Source organism: Rheinheimera sp. SA_1, from assembly GCF_001669775.1.
In the GTDB taxonomy this organism is placed as follows: Bacteria; Pseudomonadota; Gammaproteobacteria; order Enterobacterales; family Alteromonadaceae; genus Pararheinheimera.
In genome coordinates, this window is the sequence record NZ_LXWK01000017.1 from 132,977 (window position 1) to 156,098 (window position 23,122).

Annotated in this window: 24 protein-coding genes; 10 read left to right on the plus strand and 14 right to left on the minus strand. The window is 47.9% G+C overall.

Features of this window, described 5'->3' with window-relative positions:
- The first annotated feature begins 47 nt into the window (after nt 1-47).
- A complete protein-coding gene (locus tag A5320_RS16155; RefSeq protein ID WP_068067205.1) occupies nt 48-701 on the plus strand; it encodes an outer membrane beta-barrel protein in 654 nt (217 codons plus the stop codon).
- A gap of 49 nt (nt 702-750) precedes the next feature.
- On the opposite strand, the gene nqrM is transcribed toward A5320_RS16155, so the two are convergent.
- The 10 genes from nqrM to A5320_RS16210 form a co-directional block, all read right to left on the minus strand.
- Nucleotides 751-963: a (Na+)-NQR maturation NqrM gene (nqrM, locus tag A5320_RS16160; protein WP_068068113.1), complete on the minus strand. Its 213-nt coding sequence runs from the start codon at nt 961-963 to the stop codon at nt 751-753.
- A gap of 140 nt (nt 964-1,103) precedes the next feature.
- Nucleotides 1,104-2,336, minus strand: a complete 1,233-nt coding sequence (gene nqrF / locus A5320_RS16165; protein WP_068067215.1) for an NADH:ubiquinone reductase (Na(+)-transporting) subunit F — start codon at nt 2,334-2,336, stop codon at nt 1,104-1,106.
- A gap of 25 nt (nt 2,337-2,361) precedes the next feature.
- A complete protein-coding gene (nqrE, locus tag A5320_RS16170) occupies nt 2,362-2,970 on the minus strand; it encodes an NADH:ubiquinone reductase (Na(+)-transporting) subunit E (protein WP_068067217.1) in 609 nt (202 codons plus the stop codon).
- 11 nt (nt 2,971-2,981) lie between these two features.
- Entirely contained in the window at nt 2,982-3,611 is a 630-nt protein-coding gene (locus tag A5320_RS16175; RefSeq protein ID WP_068067220.1) for an NADH:ubiquinone reductase (Na(+)-transporting) subunit D, read from the minus strand.
- Nucleotides 3,604-4,392, minus strand: coding sequence for a Na(+)-translocating NADH-quinone reductase subunit C (locus A5320_RS16180; protein ID WP_068067223.1), 789 nt, complete (start codon nt 4,390-4,392; stop codon nt 3,604-3,606). The genes A5320_RS16175 and A5320_RS16180 overlap by 8 nt, the downstream gene beginning before the upstream one ends.
- Entirely contained in the window at nt 4,385-5,590 is a 1,206-nt protein-coding gene (locus A5320_RS16185; protein ID WP_068067226.1) for an NADH:ubiquinone reductase (Na(+)-transporting) subunit B, read from the minus strand. Before A5320_RS16185 ends, A5320_RS16180 begins: the two co-directional genes overlap by 8 nt.
- 1 nt (nt 5,591) lies before the next feature.
- On the minus strand, nt 5,592-6,932 hold the full coding sequence (locus A5320_RS16190) for a Na(+)-translocating NADH-quinone reductase subunit A (RefSeq protein ID WP_068067228.1): 1,341 nt from the start codon (nt 6,930-6,932) through the stop codon (nt 5,592-5,594).
- A gap of 403 nt (nt 6,933-7,335) precedes the next feature.
- Nucleotides 7,336-8,526, minus strand: a complete 1,191-nt coding sequence (gene fabV / locus A5320_RS16200) for an enoyl-ACP reductase FabV (RefSeq protein ID WP_068067232.1) — start codon at nt 8,524-8,526, stop codon at nt 7,336-7,338.
- Between the two features lie 132 nt (nt 8,527-8,658).
- Nucleotides 8,659-8,991, minus strand: a complete 333-nt coding sequence (locus A5320_RS16205) for a BolA family protein (RefSeq protein WP_068067235.1) — start codon at nt 8,989-8,991, stop codon at nt 8,659-8,661.
- A 123-nt stretch (nt 8,992-9,114) separates the two neighbouring features.
- Nucleotides 9,115-9,747: an alpha-ketoglutarate-dependent dioxygenase AlkB family protein gene (locus A5320_RS16210; protein ID WP_157605967.1), complete on the minus strand. Its 633-nt coding sequence runs from the start codon at nt 9,745-9,747 to the stop codon at nt 9,115-9,117.
- 33 nt (nt 9,748-9,780) lie between these two features.
- Between A5320_RS16210 and A5320_RS16215 the strand changes: the two genes are divergently transcribed.
- The 5 genes from A5320_RS16215 to A5320_RS16235 all read left to right on the plus strand — a co-directional run bounded on the left by A5320_RS16215 (nt 9,781) and on the right by A5320_RS16235 (nt 14,130).
- A complete protein-coding gene (locus A5320_RS16215) occupies nt 9,781-10,923 on the plus strand; it encodes a methyltransferase (RefSeq protein ID WP_068067242.1) in 1,143 nt (380 codons plus the stop codon).
- A gap of 2 nt (nt 10,924-10,925) precedes the next feature.
- Nucleotides 10,926-11,480, plus strand: coding sequence for a YajG family lipoprotein (locus A5320_RS16220; protein ID WP_068067245.1), 555 nt, complete (start codon nt 10,926-10,928; stop codon nt 11,478-11,480).
- Between the two features lie 3 nt (nt 11,481-11,483).
- On the plus strand, nt 11,484-12,068 hold the full coding sequence (locus A5320_RS16225) for a peptidylprolyl isomerase (protein WP_068067247.1): 585 nt from the start codon (nt 11,484-11,486) through the stop codon (nt 12,066-12,068).
- A gap of 275 nt (nt 12,069-12,343) precedes the next feature.
- Complete coding sequence (locus A5320_RS16230; protein ID WP_068067249.1) at nt 12,344-12,664, plus strand: hypothetical protein; 321 nt, start codon at nt 12,344-12,346, stop codon at nt 12,662-12,664.
- Nucleotides 12,665-12,774: 110 nt separating this feature from the next.
- Nucleotides 12,775-14,130 carry an AmpG family muropeptide MFS transporter gene (locus A5320_RS16235; protein ID WP_082971828.1) on the plus strand — a complete coding sequence of 452 codons (1,356 nt, stop codon included), beginning with the start codon at nt 12,775-12,777 and terminating at the stop codon, nt 14,128-14,130.
- Nucleotides 14,131-14,264: 134 nt separating this feature from the next.
- On the opposite strand, the gene A5320_RS16240 is transcribed toward A5320_RS16235, so the two are convergent.
- From A5320_RS16240 to A5320_RS16250, 3 genes are all read right to left on the minus strand, one after another.
- On the minus strand, nt 14,265-14,510 hold the full coding sequence (locus A5320_RS16240) for a helix-turn-helix domain-containing protein (RefSeq protein ID WP_068067251.1): 246 nt from the start codon (nt 14,508-14,510) through the stop codon (nt 14,265-14,267).
- Between the two features lie 419 nt (nt 14,511-14,929).
- Nucleotides 14,930-15,271 carry an iron-sulfur cluster insertion protein ErpA gene (gene erpA, locus A5320_RS16245; protein ID WP_068067254.1) on the minus strand — a complete coding sequence of 114 codons (342 nt, stop codon included), beginning with the start codon at nt 15,269-15,271 and terminating at the stop codon, nt 14,930-14,932.
- Between the two features lie 101 nt (nt 15,272-15,372).
- Nucleotides 15,373-16,107: a DUF6776 family protein gene (locus A5320_RS16250; protein ID WP_068067256.1), complete on the minus strand. Its 735-nt coding sequence runs from the start codon at nt 16,105-16,107 to the stop codon at nt 15,373-15,375.
- Nucleotides 16,108-16,164: 57 nt separating this feature from the next.
- On the opposite strand from A5320_RS16250, the gene A5320_RS16255 reads away from it, so the two are divergent.
- The 4 genes from A5320_RS16255 to hemL all read left to right on the plus strand — a co-directional run bounded on the left by A5320_RS16255 (nt 16,165) and on the right by hemL (nt 20,796).
- Nucleotides 16,165-17,871: a chloride channel protein gene (locus A5320_RS16255; RefSeq protein ID WP_068067258.1), complete on the plus strand. Its 1,707-nt coding sequence runs from the start codon at nt 16,165-16,167 to the stop codon at nt 17,869-17,871.
- Nucleotides 17,872-17,883: 12 nt separating this feature from the next.
- Nucleotides 17,884-18,315, plus strand: a complete 432-nt coding sequence (locus A5320_RS16260) for a CopD family protein (RefSeq protein WP_068067260.1) — start codon at nt 17,884-17,886, stop codon at nt 18,313-18,315.
- Nucleotides 18,316-18,409: 94 nt separating this feature from the next.
- Nucleotides 18,410-19,417, plus strand: a complete 1,008-nt coding sequence (locus A5320_RS16265; RefSeq protein ID WP_068067263.1) for an aspartate carbamoyltransferase — start codon at nt 18,410-18,412, stop codon at nt 19,415-19,417.
- A 98-nt stretch (nt 19,418-19,515) separates the two neighbouring features.
- Nucleotides 19,516-20,796 (plus strand): glutamate-1-semialdehyde 2,1-aminomutase, encoded by a 1,281-nt coding sequence (gene hemL, locus A5320_RS16270; protein WP_068067266.1) that lies wholly within the window; start codon nt 19,516-19,518, stop codon nt 20,794-20,796.
- A gap of 21 nt (nt 20,797-20,817) precedes the next feature.
- Here hemL and A5320_RS16275 read toward each other — a convergent pair whose 3' ends face one another.
- The gene (locus A5320_RS16275) at nt 20,818-23,028 is read right to left on the minus strand and encodes a winged helix-turn-helix domain-containing protein (RefSeq protein WP_068067268.1); all 2,211 of its coding nucleotides are present in this window, start codon (nt 23,026-23,028) and stop codon (nt 20,818-20,820) included.
- Nucleotides 23,029-23,122 lie beyond the last annotated feature (94 nt).

The following is a 23,122-nucleotide window of genomic DNA, read 5'->3' on the forward strand; positions in this document are numbered from 1 at the left end:
AAACATCTACTTATTTTTCTACATTTATCTCAAAAGGAATTTTGATCATGACTATACGAAATCTACATATATCTGCCGCTTTGCTCTGCTTTGCATTGACGGCTGGCCATGCTGCAGCTGACGTGTACACAACCCTGGGCGGTTATTATAGTAAAGTAGATAAACCTGTAGATCGTAGCGGGAGTGGTGGCCAAATCGGCGTTGGCTATACTCTGACTGATCAATGGAGTCTGGAACTTGGCTACGACCAGTTGATAGACCAGTCTCCGCAATGGCCTGGTTTTGCCAACATTAGCAATCCAAACAACGGCGGCGGCATCGTCTTCAAATCAGGACACAAAAGTTCCGGTTTATCAATGAGTGTATTGGGGAAAACCGCTCTAGACGAATACAACACTTTGTTTTATCGGGTCGGCGCTATCAACAATAAATCCGAATCCTGGGTATTTCAGCATGGCAGCGCAGCTTGTACAAACCAGACTGCAGATACCTTTACTTATGATTTCATTTCTAACAACGTCCCGGTAGGAAAAGTGCGGGCTTGTGGTTATTCAAGTACCAATACTGCGTTGCTGTATGGCTTAGGCATCGATCATCAATTTAATCAGCAATGGTTTAGCAGGGTTGAAGTGGTGGGACTCTCTGATCCTGATACTCAATCGCTTTATGCATTAAAACTGGCTGTCGGCTATCGCTTTTGACTATCAGAGCACATGTCACCTGTGGTGACATGTGCTATTTGAGAGGAACTCAGATAATTTTATTTTCTTGCCATTCTTTTTCTTTACGCAGTCGCTCCTGACGTTTTTCGCATGGATTGTCACAATCACAGGCTTTTTCGATGCCTAAGGCACCTAAACCACCGCAGGAACCGGCAATCGTTTTACGTTGCACCATGTAACCGATGGCCATTGCCGCGAATACGATCAGCATCAGAATAAATGTCAGTACAAAAATTTCCATTGCAACCTCAATCAGAATCACCGCTATCTGCAGACACAGAATCAACAGACAACATCAGGTGATGTGCATTATAACAACGTTCTTGCATGCTCAAAAGCATAAAGCCAACCCGAAGGTTGGCTTTGTCTATAACTCAGTGATTAACCACCGAAATCATCCAGCAGGATGTTGTCATCTTCTACGCCTAAGTCTTTCAGCATATTAATGACCGCTTTGTTCATCATTGGTGGACCACACATATAGAATTCACAATCTTCCGGAGCCTTGTGGTTCTTCAGGTAGTTTTCAAAAATGACGTTATGGATAAAGCCAGTGTAACCAGTCCAGTTGTCTTCCGGTTGCGGATCGGACAACGCTACATGCCACTTAAAGTTTTCGTTTTCCGCTTGCAGCATATCGAAATCTTCAACGTAGAACATTTCACGTTTCGAACGGGCGCCGTACCAGAAGGTGATTTTGCGTTGTGATTTTAACCGGCGCAGCTGGTCAAAAATGTGCGAACGCATTGGCGCCATACCAGCACCACCGCCGATAAATACCATTTCGTTGTCGGAGTCTTTGGCGAAGAATTCACCAAATGGACCTGAAATCGTTACTTTATCACCGGCTTTCAGGCTCCAGATAAACGAAGACATTTTACCGCAAGGCAGCGTCAGGTTATTTGGCGGAGGTGTCGCGATCCGCACGTTTAACATGATAATGCCTTCTTCTTCCGGATAGTTCGCCATCGAATAAGCACGGATGGTTTCTTCGTCGACTTTAGATTCTAAAGTGAAGAATTTAAACCGTTCCCAATCACCACGGTATTCTGCAGGGATATCAAAATCCGCATACTTAATATGGTGTGCTGGTGCTTCAATCTGGATGTAACCACCAGCGCGGAACGGCACTGATTCACCATCAGGAATTTGCAGCTTCAGCTCTTTAATGAAGGTTGCTTTGTTATCGTTAGAAATAACTGAACAAGCCCATTTTTTGATGCCGAAAATTTCTGCTTCAACTTCAATTTCCATATCAGTTTTAACACTGACCTGGCACGCCAGACGACAACCTTCGCGACGTTCGCCTTTGGTCAAATGACCAAACTCAACCGGCAGTACATCACCGCCACCTGAATGAACGTGCACCCGACACTGGCCACAAGAACCACCGCCACCACAGGCTGACGATAAGAAAATACCTTTATCTGCCAATACGCTTAACAGTTTCCCACCAGCACCGGTTTTAATCGCTTTGGTTGGATCACCGTTGATACCAATGATAATTTCACCGGAAGATACCAGTTTCGCTTTAGCCGCCAGAATCATGACGACTAATGCAACAACCAGTAAGGTGAACATACCAACACCAAGATAAATCTCAGTATATTGCATTGTGTTTTCCTTCTACTGCTGATGATTACAGGGACACGCCTGAGAAGGACAAAAAGCCCAGACTCATCAGACCAACCATGATAAAACGTGAGCCTAAACCGCGCAAAGCCACAGGCACGTCAGCGTATTTCAGTTTTTCACTGACAGCTGCCATCACTGTGATCGCCAGAGTCCAGCCAACACCACCACCTAAACCGAATACTGCACTTTCGGCTAGGGTGTAATCACGTTCAACCATAAACGCCACACCACCGAAAATCGCACAGTTCACCGTAATTAACGGCAGGAAAATACCTAACGCGTTATAAAGTGATGGCACGTATTTATCGAGAAACATTTCCAAGACCTGCACTAAACCAGCGATAACACCGATGTAGGCGATAAAACCTAAGAAGCTCAGGTCGGTATCCGGAAAACCTAACCAGTCTAAAGCGCCTGGTGCCAAAAACTGTTTAAACACGATGTTATTTAATGGAACTGATAACCCCAGAACCACTGTCACCGCAATACCTAAACTGAATGCAGTTTTGATTTGCTTGGAGATTGCAATAAAAGTACACATACCGAGGAAAAACGATAACGCTAAGTTATCGACAAACACGGCACGGACAAACAAACTTAAATAATGTTCCATGTCATGGCTCCTTAGTGTTTCTCTTGTTGCTCTGGACGCCAGGTACGCAGCATCCAAATCAACAGGCCGATAATGAAAAATGCGCTAGGTGGCATTAATAACAGACCATTAGGCTGATACCATCCGCCCGCACTGATCAGTGGCAGAATTTCGACGCCAAGCAAAGTACCAGAGCCAAGCAGCTCACGCACCACGGCAACAATGACCAGTAATACGGTGTAGCCCAGACCATTACCGATACCATCCAGGAATGACATTAGTGGCGGACTCTTCATCGCATATGCTTCAGCACGTCCCATCACGATACAGTTGGTGATAATAAGACCAACAAACACTGACAGTTCTTTTGCTACGTTGTAGGCATAAGCTTTCAGAATTTGGTCAACCACGATGACCAGGGATGCGATAATCGTCATCTGCACAATAATCCGCACACTTGATGGAATGTGGTTACGGATCATCGAGATAAACATACTGGAAAATGCCGTAACCAAAGTCAGCGCTAAACCCATCACCAACGCTTTGTCTAGTTTGGTCGTCACGGCAAGCGCCGAACAAATACCCAATACCTGCAATGCAATCGGGTTATTTGCGAACACTGGTCCGAAGACAAGGGCCTTCATTTCTTTTGCACTAGCCATTGTTTAATGCTCCTTGACGAACTTTAGTCAGGAATGGCGCAAAGCCTTTTGCACCAGACCAGAATGCGAAGGTGTTTTGCACGCCGTTACTGGTAATAGTCGCACCCGACAAACCATCCACCTGGTGGGCAGAAGCCGCGTCGGCGTTACCTGGTTTCAAAATTTTGATTGCCGGATTGCCAGCGTCGTCCATCAGCTTTTTGCCAACGAACTGCGCAACCCATTTCGGGTTCTGAATTTCAGCGCCCAAACCAGGTGTTTCGCCATGTTCGTAGTAATTCAGACCTTTAATGGTATTGCCGTCTTTATCCAGCGCCAGAAAACCGTGCATGGTCGACCACAGGCCATAACCGTGCACCGGTAACACTAGCGAAGTGACGTTTTTCGATGCAACACCGTCGGCATAAGCTAAATAAACCGGCGCAATTTTCGCGCGGGTTTTGATTTTAGCCTGGTCGTCTTTCTCATCAAGAGAAATACTGCCTGCCGGGTCTTTCATCATCTTGCGGTAATCGTAAGTCAGTGGGTCCTGGTCAACAAATTCACCGGTATCCAAATCAACTAGACGGATTTGCACATGCTTTTCGAACTGAGCTTTTACATCAGTACCTTCTAACATGCCTACTGCCGCCAGAATATTTTTCTGTGCATCCAGTAGTTTGTTCTCATTCTGCATTGGCCGTAAACCAACTGCGGCTGTGGATACAAAAATCGCACAGATCAGGCACAGACCAATAACGACAAAAAACGTTTTGCCGATACTTTCATTATTGTTAGACATTGCGTGCCAGCCTCCGCTTGATATTGCTTTGCGCAACCATAAAGTCAAATAATGGCGCGAACAGGTTAGCGAACAGGATCGCCAGCATCATCCCTTCTGGGTAAGCCGGGTTTACCACGCGGATCATCACGACCATAAAACCAATCAAAATACCGTAGGCCCATTTTCCGCCATCGGTAAATGACGCTGAAACCGGGTCTGTAGCCATAAAGAATAAACCAATGGCAAAACCACCTAACACCACATGCCAGTACCAAGGCATCGCGAACATAGAATTAGTGTCAGAACCAATCAGGTTGAACATAGTGGCAAATACAATGGTGCCGATCATCACGCCTGACACGATGCGCCATGAGGCAATTCGCAGGTAAATCAGAGCTAAACCGCCAATCATCAGCGCTAAAGTTGAGGTTTCACCAACAGAACCCGGAATAAAACCATAAAACGCATCCCACCATTGCTGGTTGATTGACCAGTCAGACACTTCACCATTGGCTGCTTTAGATAACCAGGTGGCGCCAGCATAACCGTCGACCGCATTCCACACTTTGTCACCGGAAATTTGCGCCGGATAGGCAAAGAACAGGAAGGCACGACCTGCTAAGGCTGGGTTTAAGAAGTTACGACCAGTACCACCAAACACTTCTTTGGCAATGACGATACCAAAAGTAATACCTAAGGCCGCTTGCCACAGCGGAATCGTCGCCGGCAGGATCAATGCGAACAAGATAGACGAAACGAAGAAACCTTCATTGATTTCATGTTTACGCACTGACGCAAACAGCACTTCCCAGAAACCGCCGACCGCAAATACCACGGCATAAATCGGCAGGAACCAGCAGGCGCCATAAAGCATTTTACTGCCCCAGCCGGATTCTGCAGTGAGTTCGCCGCCCAGCAGATGAAACAATGCGACTTGCCAGGTATCAGGCACTGTGACAGTTGCAGACAATACCTGTGCAGCCTGATCACCAATGTTAAACATGCCAAAGAACATGGCCGGGAATAACATTAACCAGACAAAAATCATGATCCGTTTTAGGTCGATACTGTCACGGATATGCGTGGCTGACTTGGTCACTTTACCTGGCGTGTATAAAATAGTGGCAACGGCTTCATACAGCGCGTACCACTTTTCATGTTTGCCGCCTTTTTCAAATTGCGGCTCAATTTTTTCTAAATAATGCTTCAAACTCATCTTAGCCTTCCTTCTGGATGGTCGTCAGACAGTCACGTAATGCCACGCCAAAGTCGTATTTACCAGGGCAGACAAAGGTACACAACGCCAAATCTTCTTCATCCAGTTCCAAACAACCTAACGAAATGGCACCATCGGTATCACCCACTAACAAATCACGCAACAAAAGTGTTGGCAGAATGTCTAATGGCATCACCCGCTCATAGTTACCGATTGGCACCATAGCGCGATCAGAACCGTTGGTGGTGGTGGTCATATTGAACAGACGTTTTGGGCTTAAATGCGATAAATAAGCACGGGTGACTGAGAACTTGGTAGCACCAGGCGAAATCCAGCCCAGGAACTCTTTCTCATAACCTTCTTCAAGCACAGATAACTGTGAATGAAAACGTCCCAGGAATGCGTGCACACCAGTCGCGATTTTACCTGCCAACACTGATCCTGAAATAATACGGTGTTGACCTTCATTCAGCTCACCAGCAATCAGCTCTTCTACCGAAGCGCCCAGCACCGTTTTGACTAAACGTGGATTTTTCACGACAGGGCCGGCCAGCGAAATCACCCGGTTGGTGTCCAGCTCGCCTGTGGCAAACAGTTTGCCGATGGCAATCACATCCTGATAATTGATGTGCCAGACAATTTTGCTAAGAGAAACCGGATCTAAGAAATGGATATGTGTACCTGGTAAACCTGCAGGGTGCGGGCCGGCAAACTCTTCGACCTGCACCTGCGCCGGTGCAGTAACTTGCAACGATGGAGCTTTGCACAAGTACACTTTGGCGTCAGTTAACCGAGCCAATACTGTCAGACCTTGTTGCAATGCATTGCCTGCTGCTGCAATCACGACAGCCGGGTCTGCCGCCAGCGGATTGGTATCAATCGCGGTGACAAAAATTGCCCGTGGTGTACTGTCGATAGCTGGGATTTGGCTGAATGGACGAGTGCGAAACGCAGTCCACAAACCAGAATCCAGTAATTGTTGTTTAACCACTGCGCGATCTAGAGTTGCCAGCTGATCTGCACCAAAGGCAGTAAACTGAACTGCGTCATTGCTGCCATCGGCTTCAATAACGACAGATTGCAACACCCGCTTAGCACCACGGTTGATCAGTTTGACAGTACCCGCGACCGACGCCGTAAACTTAACGCCAGGATTTTTTTTGTCTTCAAAAAGACCCTGACCTTTTTTTACTTTATCGCCAACTTCAACCAGCATTGTTGGACGCATACCGACATACTCTTCACCCAGTACCGCGACTGATTTCACCGCAGGGCCGTCATGAATCACTTGTTTAGGACTGCCCGATAGGGGAATGTCCAATCCTTTTTTGATTTTAATCATACGTACTTGCACTACTTTAACGGGAGGGAACAGGGCCTGGTTTTTCAGCTGCACACCTGGCAGCGCACCCGGTAATTCATGGCAGAACGACCACCTGAATTCACCAGATACACGTACATAGCGGCGGATTTTAGCATTAAACCCACAGGCCAGCTATGATAAATAACAAAATTCTGTCGCTGACGAAGTGACTGAAGCCAAGTGTAGTCAAGTTTGATTTGTTTGCTTATAAAACCACCAAATCGCTGCAAGTCACTGGTCATTTTCCGACAATTCATCGAAATTCACGGAGATTACTGTTATCTGTCGTCGTACTTTTGCCACTGATTGCGTCCGGCAATAATGGCCTACCATTCATCCATGTCGTCAAAACAAAGCCGCCCCTGAAGGCGGCCTTTCTATCTTAAGCTAAATTAGCCAGTGTCACCATCGGCGAAACATCGGCGTCATAATTGACATGGCTGTAGCCAAATCCAAACAGACGCAGAAACTCCTGATGGTAACCTTTGTAATCGGTCAGCTCGTCAATGTTGTCAGTCTGTACTTGATCCCACATGGCGGCAACTTTCGCCTGAACATGATCAGCCAGCTCTTTACCATCCATCCGTAACCGGCCGCCATCGTCTAATTGACGTTGCGGGTTATAAAGAGCGGTCTGGAACAAACCGTAAATCTGCTCGATACAACCTTCGTGCGTGCCTTCTTCTTTCATTACACGATATAACAAAGAGATATACAGCGGCATAATCGGAATTGCTGAACTTGCCTGAGTGACCAAAGCTTTTAAGGATGCGACATAAGCATGGCCATGCTGCGCTGATAATTTGCCGGTAATTGCGCTGGCAGCACGGTCCAAATCTTCTTTGGCGCGACCGATGGTCGCTTTACCGTAAATTGGCCAGGTCAATTCTTTACCGATATAAGTGTAAGCGACAGTCTGTACGTTTTCAGCCAGAACGCCAGCGGCATGCAGCTGATCCAGCCAACGCTCCCAGTCTTCGCCGCCCATGACTTTGACGGTATTGAAAATTTCGTCGTCGTTGGCAGGTTCTACTGAAACTTCTTCAATTTCACGTTTGCTGGTATTGAGGTTTTTTGCAGTGTAAGACTGGCCAATTGGTTTTAACACTGAGCTGTAGATTTCACCACTGACTGGGTCTTTTCGGCGTGGCGCCGCCAGGCTGTAAACCACCAGGTCAATTTTACCCATCTCACTTTGAATGATATCAATGGCTTTGGATTTCATTTCATCGGTGAAAGCATCACCATTTAAGTGTTTGTTCCACAAGCCTTCAGCGGCGGCTGCCTGTTCAAAGGCGGCGGTGTTGTACCAACCGGCTGATCCAGTTTTACCTTCGGTGGCTTCTTTTTCGAAGAAAATACCTAAGGTTTTTGCGCCTGAACCAAAAGCCGCAGTAATACGAGATGCCAGACCATAGCCAGTTGATGCACCAATCACCAACACGTTTTTCGGGCCATTGGCCACTGCACCATGCTTTTTAACGTAAGAGATTTGTTCTTTGACATGCTCTGCACAGCCGACCGGGTGGGCATTGGTACAGATGAAACCACGGATTTTCGGTTGAATAACCATAAGAAAAGAACCTGTTGTTGGTTAAAATTGCCGTTAGTGTAAAACTTTAACACGACAAACAGGTCTGATCAGCTTTGAATTGCAGCGATCTGAAGGAAAAACCAAACCGCCAACAAAGTTATATCTTACATATCAGGTCGATGCTTTTTCCCGTTTAGACCCGCCAAAACATTTTGGCGATGCCGGAGGTTTTTCCGCGTAGTACTCGTACCACTCACCTGGGGTATAGGTATGTAGCGCTAAAGCATGAATTTTTTCAGCAAGTTCGGTCGCAACTATAGCGTTGACGGCACGATGCCGTTGTAACAACCGCATGCCATCAAACAGTGGTGTCACTATCACCACTTTAAAGTGCGATTCCACGCCAGGCGCTACGCTGTGCATATGGCTTTCATCGATCACGTCCAGGAACACGGGGTCGAAGGCTCGTAACAATTTCTGCTCTATCGAGGTATGGATCAACATAGCTGTCTGTTCCTTCTGTTCGTCTTCAGTCTCTACTCTAGATGCCACGATGGCGCTTGTCAGCTGTTCATTAGCTGCAAAAAAAGATATTTATTTTACCTTGCCAAAGCCGGTTAGGCTGGTCTAAAGCGGCTTTTCTATATAACGAAAAGTTAAATTAAGCCTGGCTGAACTGGCCTGAGCTTGCTTGGGAACCCGATGTAGCCAATGTTGTTGACAGGGTCCTTGCATCAGCAATAAATCACCGTCCTGCAGCGGTAAACTCAGTTGATATTGTTGATGTTTATGCTTCAAATCAAAACGCCGTGCTTGCCCTAGACTCAACGAAGCAACATCAGGACAAAATCCTAATTCGGGTTCGTCATCACTGTGCCAGCCCATATGGTCACTGCCATCCTGATATAAATTCAGCAGCACACAATTAAACTGCCGGTTCAATTGCTGATTGACCCAGGCGGTCAGCTTTTGCACCAGCGGATGCCAGGGTTGTGGCATAAAAGTAACGCCCGAATACCGGTAACTACAATGTGTATCCCCCATCCAGACTTGCTGGCGGGGGATACTGACCATATTACCGAACAACCGAAGCTCTGGTTGCTGCCACTGCAATTGTTGCTGCAATGTTTGCATCACCGCAGCAGAGCGCTTTGTATCTAACCAGCGAGGCCACAACCAAAGTTCTGCATCCGGCAACACAAATCTTTGGCAGCCAACCGCAGACCGGCTTTGGTTGTCGCTATCACTCAGATCTGGCAAAATAGCCCCCTTTTCCCCGACTGCTGTGGACATATGACCAACCAATGCCAACTTGCCGGCCAGACTTTCACGCTTGACCGTTATCCGCCGGAGCAAAAAAACCGCAGTTTACAGGCCTGGGATTCAGCTGACGAGTTATTACTTAGTCATGCGTTACCGTTTTTGCAGCAAACTGCCACGTCCGTTTTATTATTAAACGATCAATTTGGCGCCTTGGCCTGCGCTCTAGCCGTTTATAAACCGGTACAATTAACCGATTCTTACATCAGCGAACTGGCAACCCGGCACAACTTTAATCAGAATCAGCTGGATTTAAGTGTACTAACCCAAATCAATAGCTTAGCGCCGTTACCTGCCGCGACACTTGTGTTGTTGAAACTGCCAAATAATCACAGTTACCTACGCTATCAGTTACGTCAGTTAAAACAGCAACTTGCCCCTAACAGTACTATCCTCGCCAGTGCCAAAGCAAAAGATATTACTCCTAATCTGTTGGCAATATTTCAACAGGAATTAGGGCCAACCAGCGCCTCGCTCACGGTGAAAAAGTGCCGGCTGATCACGACGACTATTGACCCGGCGCTGCCATCACCTACCACGCCACAATTTCCGATACGCTGGAAATCTGAGGACGATCAGCAACTTATGGTTAACCATGCCAATGTGTTTTCACGGGAACAGCTTGATCAGGGCGCTCGTTTTTTATTGCAACACATTCCGGTGTGTGCACCTGAACAACGCGTGATTGATTTAGGTTGTGGTAATGGGGTGCTGGGGCTTGCGATGTTAGAGCGCCAACCCCAGATCAAGTTGGTATTTGCCGACGAATCTTATATGGCGGTTGATTCAGCCAGGCTGACTTTAACAGCCAACCGGCCCGATTTATTGCCACAAGCGGAGTTTTCGGTGGATGACTGCCTGAGCCAGCAAGCGGCGGAATCAGCAGATTTTATTATCTGCAACCCGCCTTTTCACCAGCAAAATGCCATCACCGATCATATCGCCTGGCAGATGTTTACTGATGCCAGACGGGTACTGAAAAAACATGGCCGACTGCGAATTGTCGCCAATCGTCATCTGGCTTACAGTGAAAAGCTGGCCCGATTGTTCGGCGGTTGTATTCATGTCGCCAGTAATGCAAAATTTACTATCTTAGAAGCCATTAAAAGGAACTGAAAATGCGTCGTCTGATATTTGTCTCGTTATTGTCATTAGCTGCCTGTAGTAACCCGGTTCCATCGTTTATTGTGGCACCACAGGTATTCTGGACTCAGTCAAATCAACTGAGTAACGTCGCTATCAGCATCAATGTGCAGGACAATCGTCCAACTGAAGGCACTTTAATTATGCGCGACGGTGACAAAGTCAACTCCTACCCAACCAGTAACAATCTGCCGCAGCAATTACAGCAAGTGCTGACGGATGCGCTGACTCAACAAGGTGCAAGAGTATCAGCCGCTGAACCTGTGGTGGTGACAGTGCAAATTAATCAGCTGGAAGCAAACGCTGAGCTGAAAACCGTTGAGCACGTGGTGAAGAACAATGTCGAACTGACGGTGTTGATTGAGCGCAATTCGGGTTCATTTAATAAAAGCTACAGCGGTAAAAGCAGTTTCTCAGGTCCATTTAAACTGGACACCGCCGTAGCCGAGCGCGAACTGCGGGTACTGACCGAACAGGTCCTGGCCAATATTCTGCGCGACCCAAGCTGGCAGGATTTTTTGAGGAACTAACCAATGCGTCAGCTGTGTTTTGCCTTATTGGTATTGATTAGTTTCGGCAGTGCCGCAAAAGGCGAGTTTATTCAAAAAGATAACTTGTTTCCGCGGGTGAAGTTTGAGACCAGCGAAGGCCATATCGTGGTTGAGCTTGATCGCAGCAAAGCAGCGATTACCGTCAATAACTTTCTGACCTACGTCGACAAAAAGCTTTATGACGGTACCTTGTTTCACCGACTGGAACCGGAATTTGTGCTGCAGGGCGGTGGTTATGACCGGGAATTAAAACCGGTCAAAAACTTCGCAGAAATTATCAATGAGTCCGGCAACGGCCTGAAAAACCGGCTTTATACCATTTCGATGGCGAGAGAACTGGATCCACATAGTGCAACCAGTCAGTTTTTCTTTAATTTGAACGACAACCCTAGTTTAGATCCTGGTCGAACCTGGGGTTATGCGGTATTCGGTACCGTAGTCGAAGGCATGGAAGTATTTGATAAAATTAAATTGATTGAAACTCAGTTTAACGAGAAATTGGGTTGGGATAATTTCCCGAAAAAACCTGTTGTCCTGATCCGGGTTATTTTACTGCCCGCCGTTTAAATCCGACTATACTTGCCCTAACAACCACCGGCCCGCACCTTCCTGGTGCCGGTGGTTGTCATTCGCTTTTCAGCAACTGTTTCCGGCCGTAACCTGATTGCACCAAGGTCTGTATACCCAAAATCATTGAAGATTCGGGTAGGCGACGAAGGAGCGAGGCCCCAGGAGCATAGTAGTCCTATGTGACTGGGGCGAGCGACTGAAGACAACAACCCCGAATCTTTAAGGATGACGGGTATATTCATCAGGTGAGGCCAATATTGGCGGGGCATGCCATGTTAGATGTGTTTATCGAACAGAAGTCACAGCAACTGATTTACTACGTGTCGCGATTCCTGCGTGGGCAAATTCCGCATCGTGAAATGCACCTTTTTATCTGGGATACCTTGGAAGAATGGGCCCAATTACAAGTCAGTCATCACACCCCGGCAACTTTCCGTGAACAAGTTTTTTGGCATGTGCTGTATCAGTTAGAGTATTGGTCTGAGCAAGAATTGCTACACGATAAAATCCTGCGCAAACAACTTCAGAATTGCTTAGGATATTTGCGTGGTAAGGTCTGTTTACCACTCGATTGTGTTGGGATCCGCCCCTGAAACACACTGCTTTTATATTCCCCCGCTGAAATCCAGCTTTTACTTTCTTCAGTCAACGCACTTTGTTAAGGTGCAACCTATTTGAAAGATCGCTCCGGAGTAGTCCTCTGATGTCTGAAGTTGTGGCCGCACCGGCCAGTTTTCGTCATGCCTTACAACAATATTATGATCGCAGGTTGTTATACATCTTTATGCTGGGTTGTTCGTCTGGTTTCCCATGGGTACTGATCGGTTCTGCGATGAGTGGCTGGCTAAAAGACGCTAACTTATCTCGGGCCGCCATCGGTTATTTTGGATCTGTTACCGCAGTCTATGCGCTGAATTTCTTATGGGCACCTTTGGTAGACCGACTACGGCTGCCTTTGATCTATCAGCAGATTGGACAAAGACGCAGCTGGGTGCTGACCATGCAGACTTTGATCGTGCTGCTGACACTCGCCATCGCCTTTACCAACCCGGCAATAAGCCTGCTGTGGACCTCACTGCTAGCCTTATTGATTGGGCTGTTTGCTGCCACCATGGATGTGGCAATCGATGGCTACCGCATTGATATTATCGGCCAGGAGCCTGCCAAACTGCCTGCAGCTGCCGCTATGGGTGTGGCAGGCTGGTGGACTGGTTATTCATTACCTGGTTATTTTGCATTCCATTATGCCGACATCATCGGCTGGCCAAAAGTTTACCTGGGACTGGCCATTATGCTGGCGCTGTTAGCGGCCATCACCTTATTCATCAGAGAACCAATCACTAATCGCGATCTATTGCAGCAAAAAGCTGCCGAGCGTTACCAGCAATCGTTAAAGCATCCGGTGATGTTGTGGCTGCTGGTCACGGTCATTGAGCCTTTTGCCGAATTTTTCCGCCGCAACGGTTTATGGCTATCGGTTAGCCTGATTGTATTTATTCTGATTTTTAAACTGGGCGAAGCTTTTCTGGGTCGGATGTCGATTCAGTTTTATCGGGAAGTTGGTTTTAGTAACGACCAAATTGCTGAATATTCAAAACTGATTGGCTGGGGGGCGACTATGGTATTTACCCTGCTCGGAAGTTTACTGAATGTGCGTTTTGGCGTGATTAAAGGCTTAATGCTGGGTGGTATTACCATGGCGGGCAGTAATCTGATGTTCGCCTGGATTGCGCAAGTCGGCCCGGATGAGAATTTGTTACTGTGGACCATTTTACTGGATAATTTTACCACGGCGTTTTCGATTGTGGCTTTTGTCGCCTTCCTGACCAGTTTCACCGGCGTCGCTTTTTCAGCCAGCCAATATGCGTTGCTGGCATCGATTGGTAACTTTGCCCGAACGTCGATGGCGTCATTTGGTGGCGCGCTGGTTGATAAGCTGGACGGGAACTGGACGCTGTTCTTCCTGATCACCTCGCTGATGGTGATCCCGGCCTTGCTGCTGTTATTGCTGATCGTGCGGATGCTGAAACAACGTCAACAGGAACACAAAGCAGACTAATGTCAATCGCGAGGTCAGAGTCAATTGTTAACAACTGTTCTGTTAACAATTGACTCTGACCCCAAGCGTTTACAAACAACAAAGCCGCATTGCTGCAGCTTTGTTGTTTTTGCTACTGAATAAACAGTTTACTACTACTGCTGACTCAATACCTGTCTTAATCCGTCCGCTGGGTCTACTTCCAGTGCCTGACAATACCGGACAAATTCCACCACATCCAATCTACGTTCCTGGTTTTCTACTTTTCCTATGAAGGAATGTGGGGTGCCCAATACTTCAGATAAACTGCGCATGGTGTGGCCTTTATCCTGCCTTTGCCGCTTTAACCAAACACACAGTCTTTTGTTCTCGTCAGAGATGACGCTTTTAGTACCTTTCATAACGTTTTCTTCTCCCAGCGTTAAACGCCTTTTTTTATGTCAAACACTTCCTGCCAAATAAAAATCCAAACCTCATTGGTGTCCCAATAAGCAATAATAATCAGTTAATTAAACCATAGGATGCGACGAGCGTATAGTTACAGTCGTTAAAATTTGTACGCAAATGGCGAACACTTACATATCTTACTGATAATTAACAATAAATCGGTTGAATCCGATTGTGAGCTTTTTTGAGCAGTAATAACCGCCAGCAAAAAAACGCTTATTTAATAATCAACAGTAAAGTTTATGTTATCAATTTTGCAGCATCTTAACTGAGAACCTCTGGATGAGCTATGGCAGGAGTAACAATTGTGGAGAAAAAACGCACAGAACAGACCAGTCAAATTACTGGTCTGTTGGGAAAGAGTAAAGAGGGATTACACTGAAAAACTTGAACCACAACCACAGGTGGTCGTGGCGTTTGGATTTTGCACAATAAAACGGCTACCTTGTAAACCATCGGTATAGTCAACGATGCCACCCATCAGATATTGCAGGCTCATCGGATCTACCACCATGGTCACGCCGTTTTTATCGACGGTGAAATCGCCTTCATTGACCTTTTCATCAAAGGTGAACCCATACTGGAAACCTGAACAACCACCGCCAGTGACGTACACCCGCAGTTTTAAAGCCGGGTTTTCTTCGTCGGTGACCAATGTCAGCACTTTATTCGCAGCCGCATCCGTAAATTGGATCGGAACCTGAACTTCAGACATAGAATTACCTCAGCGGAAAAATGGATGCAAATTATCTAATAGTTGACTGTTTTATTCAAGTATTTCCCAGTCGACGGTGCCGCCACTCAGCGGTCGGCCGTTTAGATTGAATCAATGATTTCTGCGCTTTCCAGCCAGGGTAGACTTTGACTAACCTTGGCGGCTTTTTGGCCACGGCTGGCCGGCACGCTAACGGTGACTTCCACCTGCTCTGCGATAAACGCTGATGGCAATACAAATTCACCTTCAAAAATCTGAAAATGTTTAAAGCTAAAGCGGCGATCGGCTTTACTAAATCCAGCAAGCTGCAACAAATCAACACTGGCTTTTTTACCGGCCTTTTTGCCAACCAGAGTTAAAGTGATCTGCCCTTTCGCGAAGTTTTTCTGTTTGTCTTGCTCTATCAACACCAGATTAAACTTGTAGCGCCCGACTGCATTTCCCGGCGACAAGGTGAAACTGTCAATAATCAAACTGTTCGCTTGCAAATCTGGTGAAATAATTTTCTGATAAAACGCCAGTTCTTTGCGCGTTTCGAACAATTTTTGTTGTTCTGATTTTAGATCCTGCATCTGCAACTGGCTGGTATGTCGCTCGACCGCCAACTCTGCCGTCAGGTAATCGACCTGTTTGCGCTGATCGGCCAGCTGTGTTTCTGCACTATCCAGTGCACTTTGCTGCTGTTGCAATTGCAAAGTCAGGTGTTGTTGTTGCTGATGCAACGACCAGTTCCCCAAATAGTTTCCGGCGATGGCGCCTGTCATCAATGCTGCAGCGACTGTCAGTACTGTGGTTCGATGCTGGTTGAACCATTGTTTACTCTGTTCAAGTTTCATCAGCACACTCAAAGTGTTATGTTAGAAAGTATTCCATCTTTCAGCCGGTACTCCAGCATGAAATCCTGGCGTTTATCGTTGCCACCGCTTCGACGAAAATTAGCCTTTCCGGTGACATCTTTGCAGCTTTGTCTGCTGGGTCTGGTTGGCGGACTGATTGCCGCGATACTGATTATTCTGTTTCGGCTCACCATTATCGGTATTCAATCGTTTTACCTGGCTCACAGTGATGACTTTACCACGTTACTGGCTGGCGAACGCGCCTTACTGCCGCTGATAGCTGCGGTATTTATTAGCTTGCTCGGCCTGATCATTGGCCTGAAACACTATCGGCTTGGCATTCCATTTGTGATCCATCGCATCAAACTCAAATACGGCATGATGCCGCTGCCCAATACGATCCACCAGTTTTTTGGTGGCATCGCCGCCCTGGCCGCCGGGTTTTCGGTGGGCCGGGAAGGACCATCAGTGCATTTGGGAGCCTTTGGCGCCAGCAGTCTTGGTAGTTATCTGCGATTACCTTACAACAGCATCAGAATTCTGGCCGGTTGTGGTATCGCAGCTGGCATTTCCGCTTCATTTAACACGCCACTGGCCGCTGTTATTTTTGTGATGGAAGTGGTACTGCGGGAATATCGCATCCATGTCTTTGTGCCCATTATGCTGGCTTCGATGATCGGTGCTGTCGCCACCCGCACCGTGTTTGGTGTTGGCAACGAATTGAGCAGCATCGCGATGATTAGCCTGAGTAACTGGCACCTGCCTTATCTGGCGCTCTGTGGTGTGGCGATGGGGGTGGTCGCAACCTTCTTTAACAAAAGCCTGATGCGCACCATGCGCACCTTTCAGCACTGGCACCTGGGTTTTCGGTTGCTATTGGCGGCATCGGTCACGGTAGGCATTGGGTATCTGGTGCCACAAGCACTCGGCGCAGAAACCGGCGCCATTCATTATGCAGTGACGGTGCCCGATGAATTATTGCTGTTATTTGCCATTTTTCTGGCCAAAATCATTCTGACCGTTGCCGCACTTGGGCTGGGGATCCCGGGTGGTATTGTCGGGCCGGTGTTTGGTATCGGCATCGTGATGGGCACCTTACTGGCCTTTGTTCCTTCAATATTCTTAGGCAATCACAGTGTCGCCGGCAGTTACGCGGTGTTGGGGATGGCGGGGATGATGGCGGCTACGTTGCACGCGCCGCTTGCTGCACTGGTGGCGGTAACCGAACTTGCGGCAAACCCGGAACTGGTGGTACCGGCGATGCTGGTGATCACTACTTCGTATGTCACCGCAGTGCAATTTTTCCATACCAAATCGATTTTCCTGCAACAGCTTGATTTTATGCAGTTACCCTATAAATTATCGCCGGCCGATGATGTGCTGCAAAAAGTGGGCGTGCTCGCGATGTTACAGCAAGACTACCAAATCCTGGAAAATCCGTCCGATGCACAAATCATTCAGACGCTCGATTCTTTAACACCACAACAGCAACTGTTGATCAAAAGCAGTTATGCGGTGGACCAGCACTACGAACTGGCCAGTTACGATTTAACCATGTCGATGTCAGATCAGAGCATGCTGAAGTTTATCCCGGTCGCGGCCATCAGTCATCAGGCGACCATGGCGGAAGTGTTTGCCGAGCTTGGTGAACAACGGGAAGGCGCGGTGCTGATTTACGATGATGAACACGCCGATCAACCGCTGGGGCTGGTCAGCTGGGAGCAGGTGCGCACCTTGTTGATGCGGCAGAATAATTTACTTTAAGTGGAACTATTGATGACGTTATTACTTGTTTATAAAGCCTTACATATCGGATTTATGGTGGCCTGGTTTGCCGGTATTTTTAATCTACCGCGGATCTTTGTCTATCACGCGGGCAATACCTCGAGTGACGTTGATGCCATCTTTAAAATCATGGAACGGCGTCTGCTGTATTTTGTGACGCCTTTTGCCATTCTGACGCTGATTTTTGGCCTGTTGTTAATTCACAGCTACGGCGCCGCCTGGTTTAAGGCAAGTCATTGGCTACATTACAAATTATTATTGGTGATATTGCTGTACTGTTACCACGGTTATTGCTTTAAGTTGCTTGCCGATTTTAAACACAACCGCAATCAGAAAAGCCCGCGCTTTTACCGGATCTTTAATGAAATGCCGGTGTTAGCAATGTTTGCCATTATTCTGTTGGCAGTGTTGAAACCGACTTGATCCGGTTCGTGTTTAGCGGCTGACTTTGCTATACTGCGCGCCAGTTCAGCGGCTCCGAGCCGCTTTCTGTCACTTCCGGTAAAAGGCATCCAGCATGAGCTTCAAAGGCGAACATATCCTCTCGGTTAAACAATTCGATCGCGACAGTATCCGGCAGATTTTCGAAATTGCCCACAGCATGGAACCTTATGCTTACCGTAAAAAACGCACCACAGTGCTTGAAGGCGCCATTCTCGGTAATTTATTCTTTGAACCCAGCACCCGTACCCGCGTTAGCTTTGGTTGTGCATTCAACCTGTTAGGTGGTGAAGTACGTGAAACCACCGGCATGCAATCCTCGGCCTTATCCAAAGGCGAATCATTGTTTGATACAGCCCGCGTCATCAGCAGCTACAGCGATGTGATTGCGATGCGCCATCCGCAAGCCGGTTCAGTAGCCGAATTTGCCGAAGGCAGCCGGGTACCGGTGTTAAACGGCGGTGACGGCGCCAATGAACACCCGACGCAGGCACTGCTGGATTTATTCACCATTGAACGCGAGTTGGCAGCTTCGCAGCAAAGCATCGACGGCATGCACATTGCGATGATTGGCGATTTAAAATTCGGCCGTACCGTGCACTCGTTATCCAAGCTGCTGGCTTTGTATAACAACATCAAATTTACGCTGATCGCCCCGAACGAACTGGCAATGCCGGACGAAATTATCTCTGCGATAGAAAATGCCGGTCATCAGGTAACTGTAACCGATCAGTTAGCAGGTAATATCAACGCCGACATCGTGTACCAGACCCGCATCCAGGAAGAGCGTTTTCCATCGCAGGAAGAAGCCAACAAATACCGCGGTAAGTTCCGGTTAAATCAGCAGATATACACTCAGCACTGCAAATCAAATACCGTGATTATGCACCCGCTGCCGCGTGATTCACGTCAGGAAGCAAACGAGCTCGATAACGATTTAAACCTGAATCCGAACCTGGCTATTTTCCGTCAAGCCGACAATGGTGTGCTGGTGCGGATGGCGTTATTTGCGCTGACGCTGGGCGTTGAAAACCTGGTCAGCAAGTATGAAAAAGACGTGCCGTGGTTTTCCAATAAAGGTTAATACCTGTCAGTGAGCCGGTTGTGGTCACTCGTTATGCATCAGTGACCTACCGCGTGCGCACTGCTGAAACTTCCCGAATTTTGTAATGGATTTTAATCATGACTTTATCTGAACAACTGTTTGAACGTGCCCAACAAACGATCCCTGGTGGTGTCAATTCGCCGGTCCGTGCTTTTAAAAGTGTTGGCGGCACGCCGGTCTTTATCGACCGCGCTGATGGCGCCTACATCTATGATGTTGATGGTAATCAATATATTGATTACATCGGTTCCTGGGGACCAATGCTGTTAGGGCACAATCATCCGGCTATTCGTGAAGCAGTGATTAAAGCGGCCGAAAAAGGCCTGAGTTTTGGCGCGCCCTGCCCGGCTGAAATTGATATGGCTGAATTGGTAACCAAATTAGTCCCTTCAATGGAAATGGTGCGGATGGTCAGCTCCGGTACCGAAGCGACGATGAGCGCGATTCGCCTGGCGCGTGGTTATACCGGGCGCGACACCATCGTCAAATTTGAAGGTTGTTACCATGGTCACGCCGATTCATTGCTGGTCAAAGCTGGCTCAGGCGCGCTGACACTGGGCGTGCCGAACTCACCAGGCGTTCCTGCTGATTTTGCCAAGTACACCCTGACCTGCGAATTTAACAATTTACCACAACTTGCTGAATTATTTGCCGAAAAAGGTGCTGACATTGCCTGTATCATTGTTGAACCAGTGGCGGGCAATATGAACTGTATTCCACCCAATCCGGGTTATCTGCAAGGTTTACGCAGCCTCTGTGACCAATATGGCGCGGTGTTGATTTTTGATGAAGTGATGACGGGTTTCCGCGTTGCTTTAGGCGGCGCTCAGGCTTATTACGACGTGAAACCGGATTTAACAACTTTGGGTAAAATTATCGGTGGCGGGATGCCGGTGGGTGCTTTTGGCGGTAAAAAAGCCATTATGCAGCACATTGCGCCACTCGGCCCCGTCTATCAGGCCGGTACTTTATCAGGTAACCCGATTGCCATGGCGGCGGGTTTAGCGGCGCTGACTGAAATCAGCAAGCCAGGTGTGTATGAAAGCCTTACGGCAAAAACCACTCAATTGCTACAAGGCTTAACAGCTGCAGCGGCAAAACATGGCGTGCCACTTTGCGTCAATCAGGTCGGTGGTATGTTCGGTTTGTTCTTTACCACTGCCTCAAGTGTTAGCAGTTATGCCGAAGCGACACAGTGCAATATCGAGGCTTTTAAGAAGTTTTTCCATCTGATGCTGGCTGATGGAATTTATCTGGCACCTTCCGCTTATGAAGCTGGCTTTTTAAGTCTGGCACACAGCGAAGCAGATTTGGCAGCAACTATTGCGGCTGCTGATCGGGCATTTGCTCAACTTTAAACTGCAATAGCTGGCGGCAGTTTAGGGTTTATCCTCTGCTGCCGTTCCCGCTTGTTTTAGCCAGACCACATCCGCCGTACCCGACTTTTCCTGAACATAATACAGCTGATCCTGTTGGAAATCGGCATAGAGGCCATCGGGTAACGTGTCGGCAGAAAGTACCAGCTGTCGTGGTTGCTTGTTGTGCCAGGGTAAAAACATCAATTGTCGTGACACATCATCCCCCGTAAGCCAATACAATCCCTGATGATTGGTCACCCAACGCTCGGCAAATCCAACACGCCAGTCCACTGTGGCCGGCAATGGTTTCGAACTACCATCGGTTAACGACCACAGCTGTAGCTCTGGCTGCTGACTTAACTGCAGCACCAGAAAACCTTCTGGCCCACAGCGCACATCGGTGACTTGTTTTTTCAATTCGGTTGGTTGTTGCTGTTGATCAAGTCTAAACAGACTCCAGCCTTGTTCTGACCACTGCGTCCAAAATAATTGTTGTTGGCAAACCGTCACTCTGGCCGGGCGTTCGATCGGTTGCAATGTCAGCTGACCGGTGAGTACATCTATCTGATACAGCTGCAAATCGACTAGCGCAAACAGGTTATCGCCGAACCACAACAGCTGGCTAATCTGTCGTTTACCTTCAAAATGGGTGAGCTGCGCCACAGTATCTGCGTGTTGTAGCCAGATCTGAGCCGCACCGGAGCGCTCTGAGACAAAAGCAATTTGTCCGGCTTTAATTGCCATCGCGTAATCGTCTTTGTTGCTGGCAAAGGACAGATCCGAAACAAAGGCCGATTGGATGGTATTGCCTTGCATGGTTAATGGATAAACATCTTTGCCATGACCAAACGTATTCACCGCGACAATATCGTCCCCCTGTCGTTTTGCTAGCCGGAAATAGCCATGCGCAGTGTTCAGCCGGATCACCCGCCCTGACGCCAATGGATATACCAGCAATGACTCGGCAGAGCTGATTAACAGATTCTGACCCTGCCAGGGTGCGATGGAGTTAATGACAAAGGAAAAATCTTTTAGCCGTTCCATCTGCCCGCTTTGCAAATCAAACTCAAACAACGAACTGGAATGGAAATCTTTTTCCAGTACCAGGTACAGCTTGTGCTGTTGGACCACCAGATTTGCCGGACGGCGGAAATTGCTGGAGAACTGAAACAACAAACGGGCACCGCTTTGATTGGCGGCAAGGCCGGCGATTGGACGTTGCCATAACTGACTGTTACCGCTGGCAATATCCTGCTCTAACCAATACAGATGATGATCATCGCGAGCCAGACTCTGCATAAAAATACGCTGACAGCTAAACAAAGCTTCAGGTTCACTGGTCGCCAGAGCCGTCGACTGGCGATAAAAATGACATTGCCCCTGGCGGCTGCCTTGAAATAAAAAGTGTTGCTTATCCAGCCAGACGGCCTGACTCATGGCATCAAAACCAGTGCTGGATAACGTTTTACGATGATTGGATAAATCATGCATCAACCAGCGCCATTGCTGCTGTTGTGGTGCGAGGTAGTGATAAAACATCGACTGCTGATCAGGATGAAGCAACGGCGCTACTTCATCACCGGCCATCGCACTGACAGTCAGCATCTGACTGTAAACCGGTTGCCGGGTCTGTTTGCCCAGGTTGAATAAAGTGACAGCAAACACCAGTAGAACCAGAACTATCAGGATTGCGCTCAGCAACCAGTACCATAAACTTGGTCTGGTCTGATCCGGCCGACCTTGTTGCAGATGAAGAGTACTGGTAAGCGATTCCGACTTGAAAGGCAGCGGTACCGGAGTGACGGTGCCAGGCCCGGCCATTTTTGCTTCCGGCCAGCATGGATTCGCGGTTTCGCCAGCAACCTGCGCTTCAGCAGCAAGGTTGCCAGCCGATGCTTTCTCCAACTGCAGCTCTGCCTTCCAGCGATAGCCTCGTTTGGATAAGGTTTCAATACAGTCTTGTCCATCCATCCCAGGCTGCAGTGTCTTGCGAAGACTGGCAACCGCGCGCATCACGGCGCCATCGGTGCCTTCACCTTCAGGCCAGATGTCGTCCATTAATTGATCTTTGGAAATAACCTGTTGTGGGTGTTGCAGAAAATAATTTAACAGTTGATGCAAGCGGGGTTCAAGTTTACAAACCGTCGCAGGTTCATCGGCGCGCATCAACCGACCGGTCGCCCGCTCAAAGCGCCAGTTAGCAAAACGAATCAGAGGTTCGGCATAATGCATGAAGGCCTCCCCGGGCAAATTAGCTCCGGGGAGTATACATGAAAGTAGTTGTTCTTTAAGACTATTAGGAGTAACAAATCGTTATTGGAAATGG

Coding starts and splice junctions, on each gene's coding strand:
- A5320_RS16155 (WP_068067205.1), top strand. CDS start 48: ATGACTATACGAAATCTACATATATCTGCCGCTTTGCTCTGCTTTGCA.
- nqrM (WP_068068113.1), bottom strand. CDS start 963: ATGGAAATTTTTGTACTGACATTTATTCTGATGCTGATCGTATTCGCG.
- nqrF (WP_068067215.1), bottom strand. CDS start 2,336: ATGCAATATACTGAGATTTATCTTGGTGTTGGTATGTTCACCTTACTG.
- nqrE (WP_068067217.1), bottom strand. CDS start 2,970: ATGGAACATTATTTAAGTTTGTTTGTCCGTGCCGTGTTTGTCGATAAC.
- A5320_RS16175 (WP_068067220.1), bottom strand. CDS start 3,611: ATGGCTAGTGCAAAAGAAATGAAGGCCCTTGTCTTCGGACCAGTGTTC.
- A5320_RS16180 (WP_068067223.1), bottom strand. CDS start 4,392: ATGTCTAACAATAATGAAAGTATCGGCAAAACGTTTTTTGTCGTTATT.
- A5320_RS16185 (WP_068067226.1), bottom strand. CDS start 5,590: ATGAGTTTGAAGCATTATTTAGAAAAAATTGAGCCGCAATTTGAAAAA.
- A5320_RS16190 (WP_068067228.1), bottom strand. CDS start 6,932: ATGATTAAAATCAAAAAAGGATTGGACATTCCCCTATCGGGCAGTCCT.
- fabV (WP_068067232.1), bottom strand. CDS start 8,526: ATGGTTATTCAACCGAAAATCCGTGGTTTCATCTGTACCAATGCCCAC.
- A5320_RS16205 (WP_068067235.1), bottom strand. CDS start 8,991: ATGTTGATCCATACCTCGATAGAGCAGAAATTGTTACGAGCCTTCGAC.
- A5320_RS16215 (WP_068067242.1), top strand. CDS start 9,781: ATGACCAACCAATGCCAACTTGCCGGCCAGACTTTCACGCTTGACCGT.
- A5320_RS16220 (WP_068067245.1), top strand. CDS start 10,926: ATGCGTCGTCTGATATTTGTCTCGTTATTGTCATTAGCTGCCTGTAGT.
- A5320_RS16225 (WP_068067247.1), top strand. CDS start 11,484: ATGCGTCAGCTGTGTTTTGCCTTATTGGTATTGATTAGTTTCGGCAGT.
- A5320_RS16230 (WP_068067249.1), top strand. CDS start 12,344: ATGTTAGATGTGTTTATCGAACAGAAGTCACAGCAACTGATTTACTAC.
- A5320_RS16235 (WP_082971828.1), top strand. CDS start 12,775: ATGTCTGAAGTTGTGGCCGCACCGGCCAGTTTTCGTCATGCCTTACAA.
- A5320_RS16240 (WP_068067251.1), bottom strand. CDS start 14,510: ATGAAAGGTACTAAAAGCGTCATCTCTGACGAGAACAAAAGACTGTGT.
- erpA (WP_068067254.1), bottom strand. CDS start 15,271: ATGTCTGAAGTTCAGGTTCCGATCCAATTTACGGATGCGGCTGCGAAT.
- A5320_RS16250 (WP_068067256.1), bottom strand. CDS start 16,107: ATGAAACTTGAACAGAGTAAACAATGGTTCAACCAGCATCGAACCACA.
- A5320_RS16255 (WP_068067258.1), top strand. CDS start 16,165: ATGAAATCCTGGCGTTTATCGTTGCCACCGCTTCGACGAAAATTAGCC.
- A5320_RS16260 (WP_068067260.1), top strand. CDS start 17,884: ATGACGTTATTACTTGTTTATAAAGCCTTACATATCGGATTTATGGTG.
- A5320_RS16265 (WP_068067263.1), top strand. CDS start 18,410: ATGAGCTTCAAAGGCGAACATATCCTCTCGGTTAAACAATTCGATCGC.
- hemL (WP_068067266.1), top strand. CDS start 19,516: ATGACTTTATCTGAACAACTGTTTGAACGTGCCCAACAAACGATCCCT.
- A5320_RS16275 (WP_068067268.1), bottom strand. CDS start 23,028: ATGCATTATGCCGAACCTCTGATTCGTTTTGCTAACTGGCGCTTTGAG.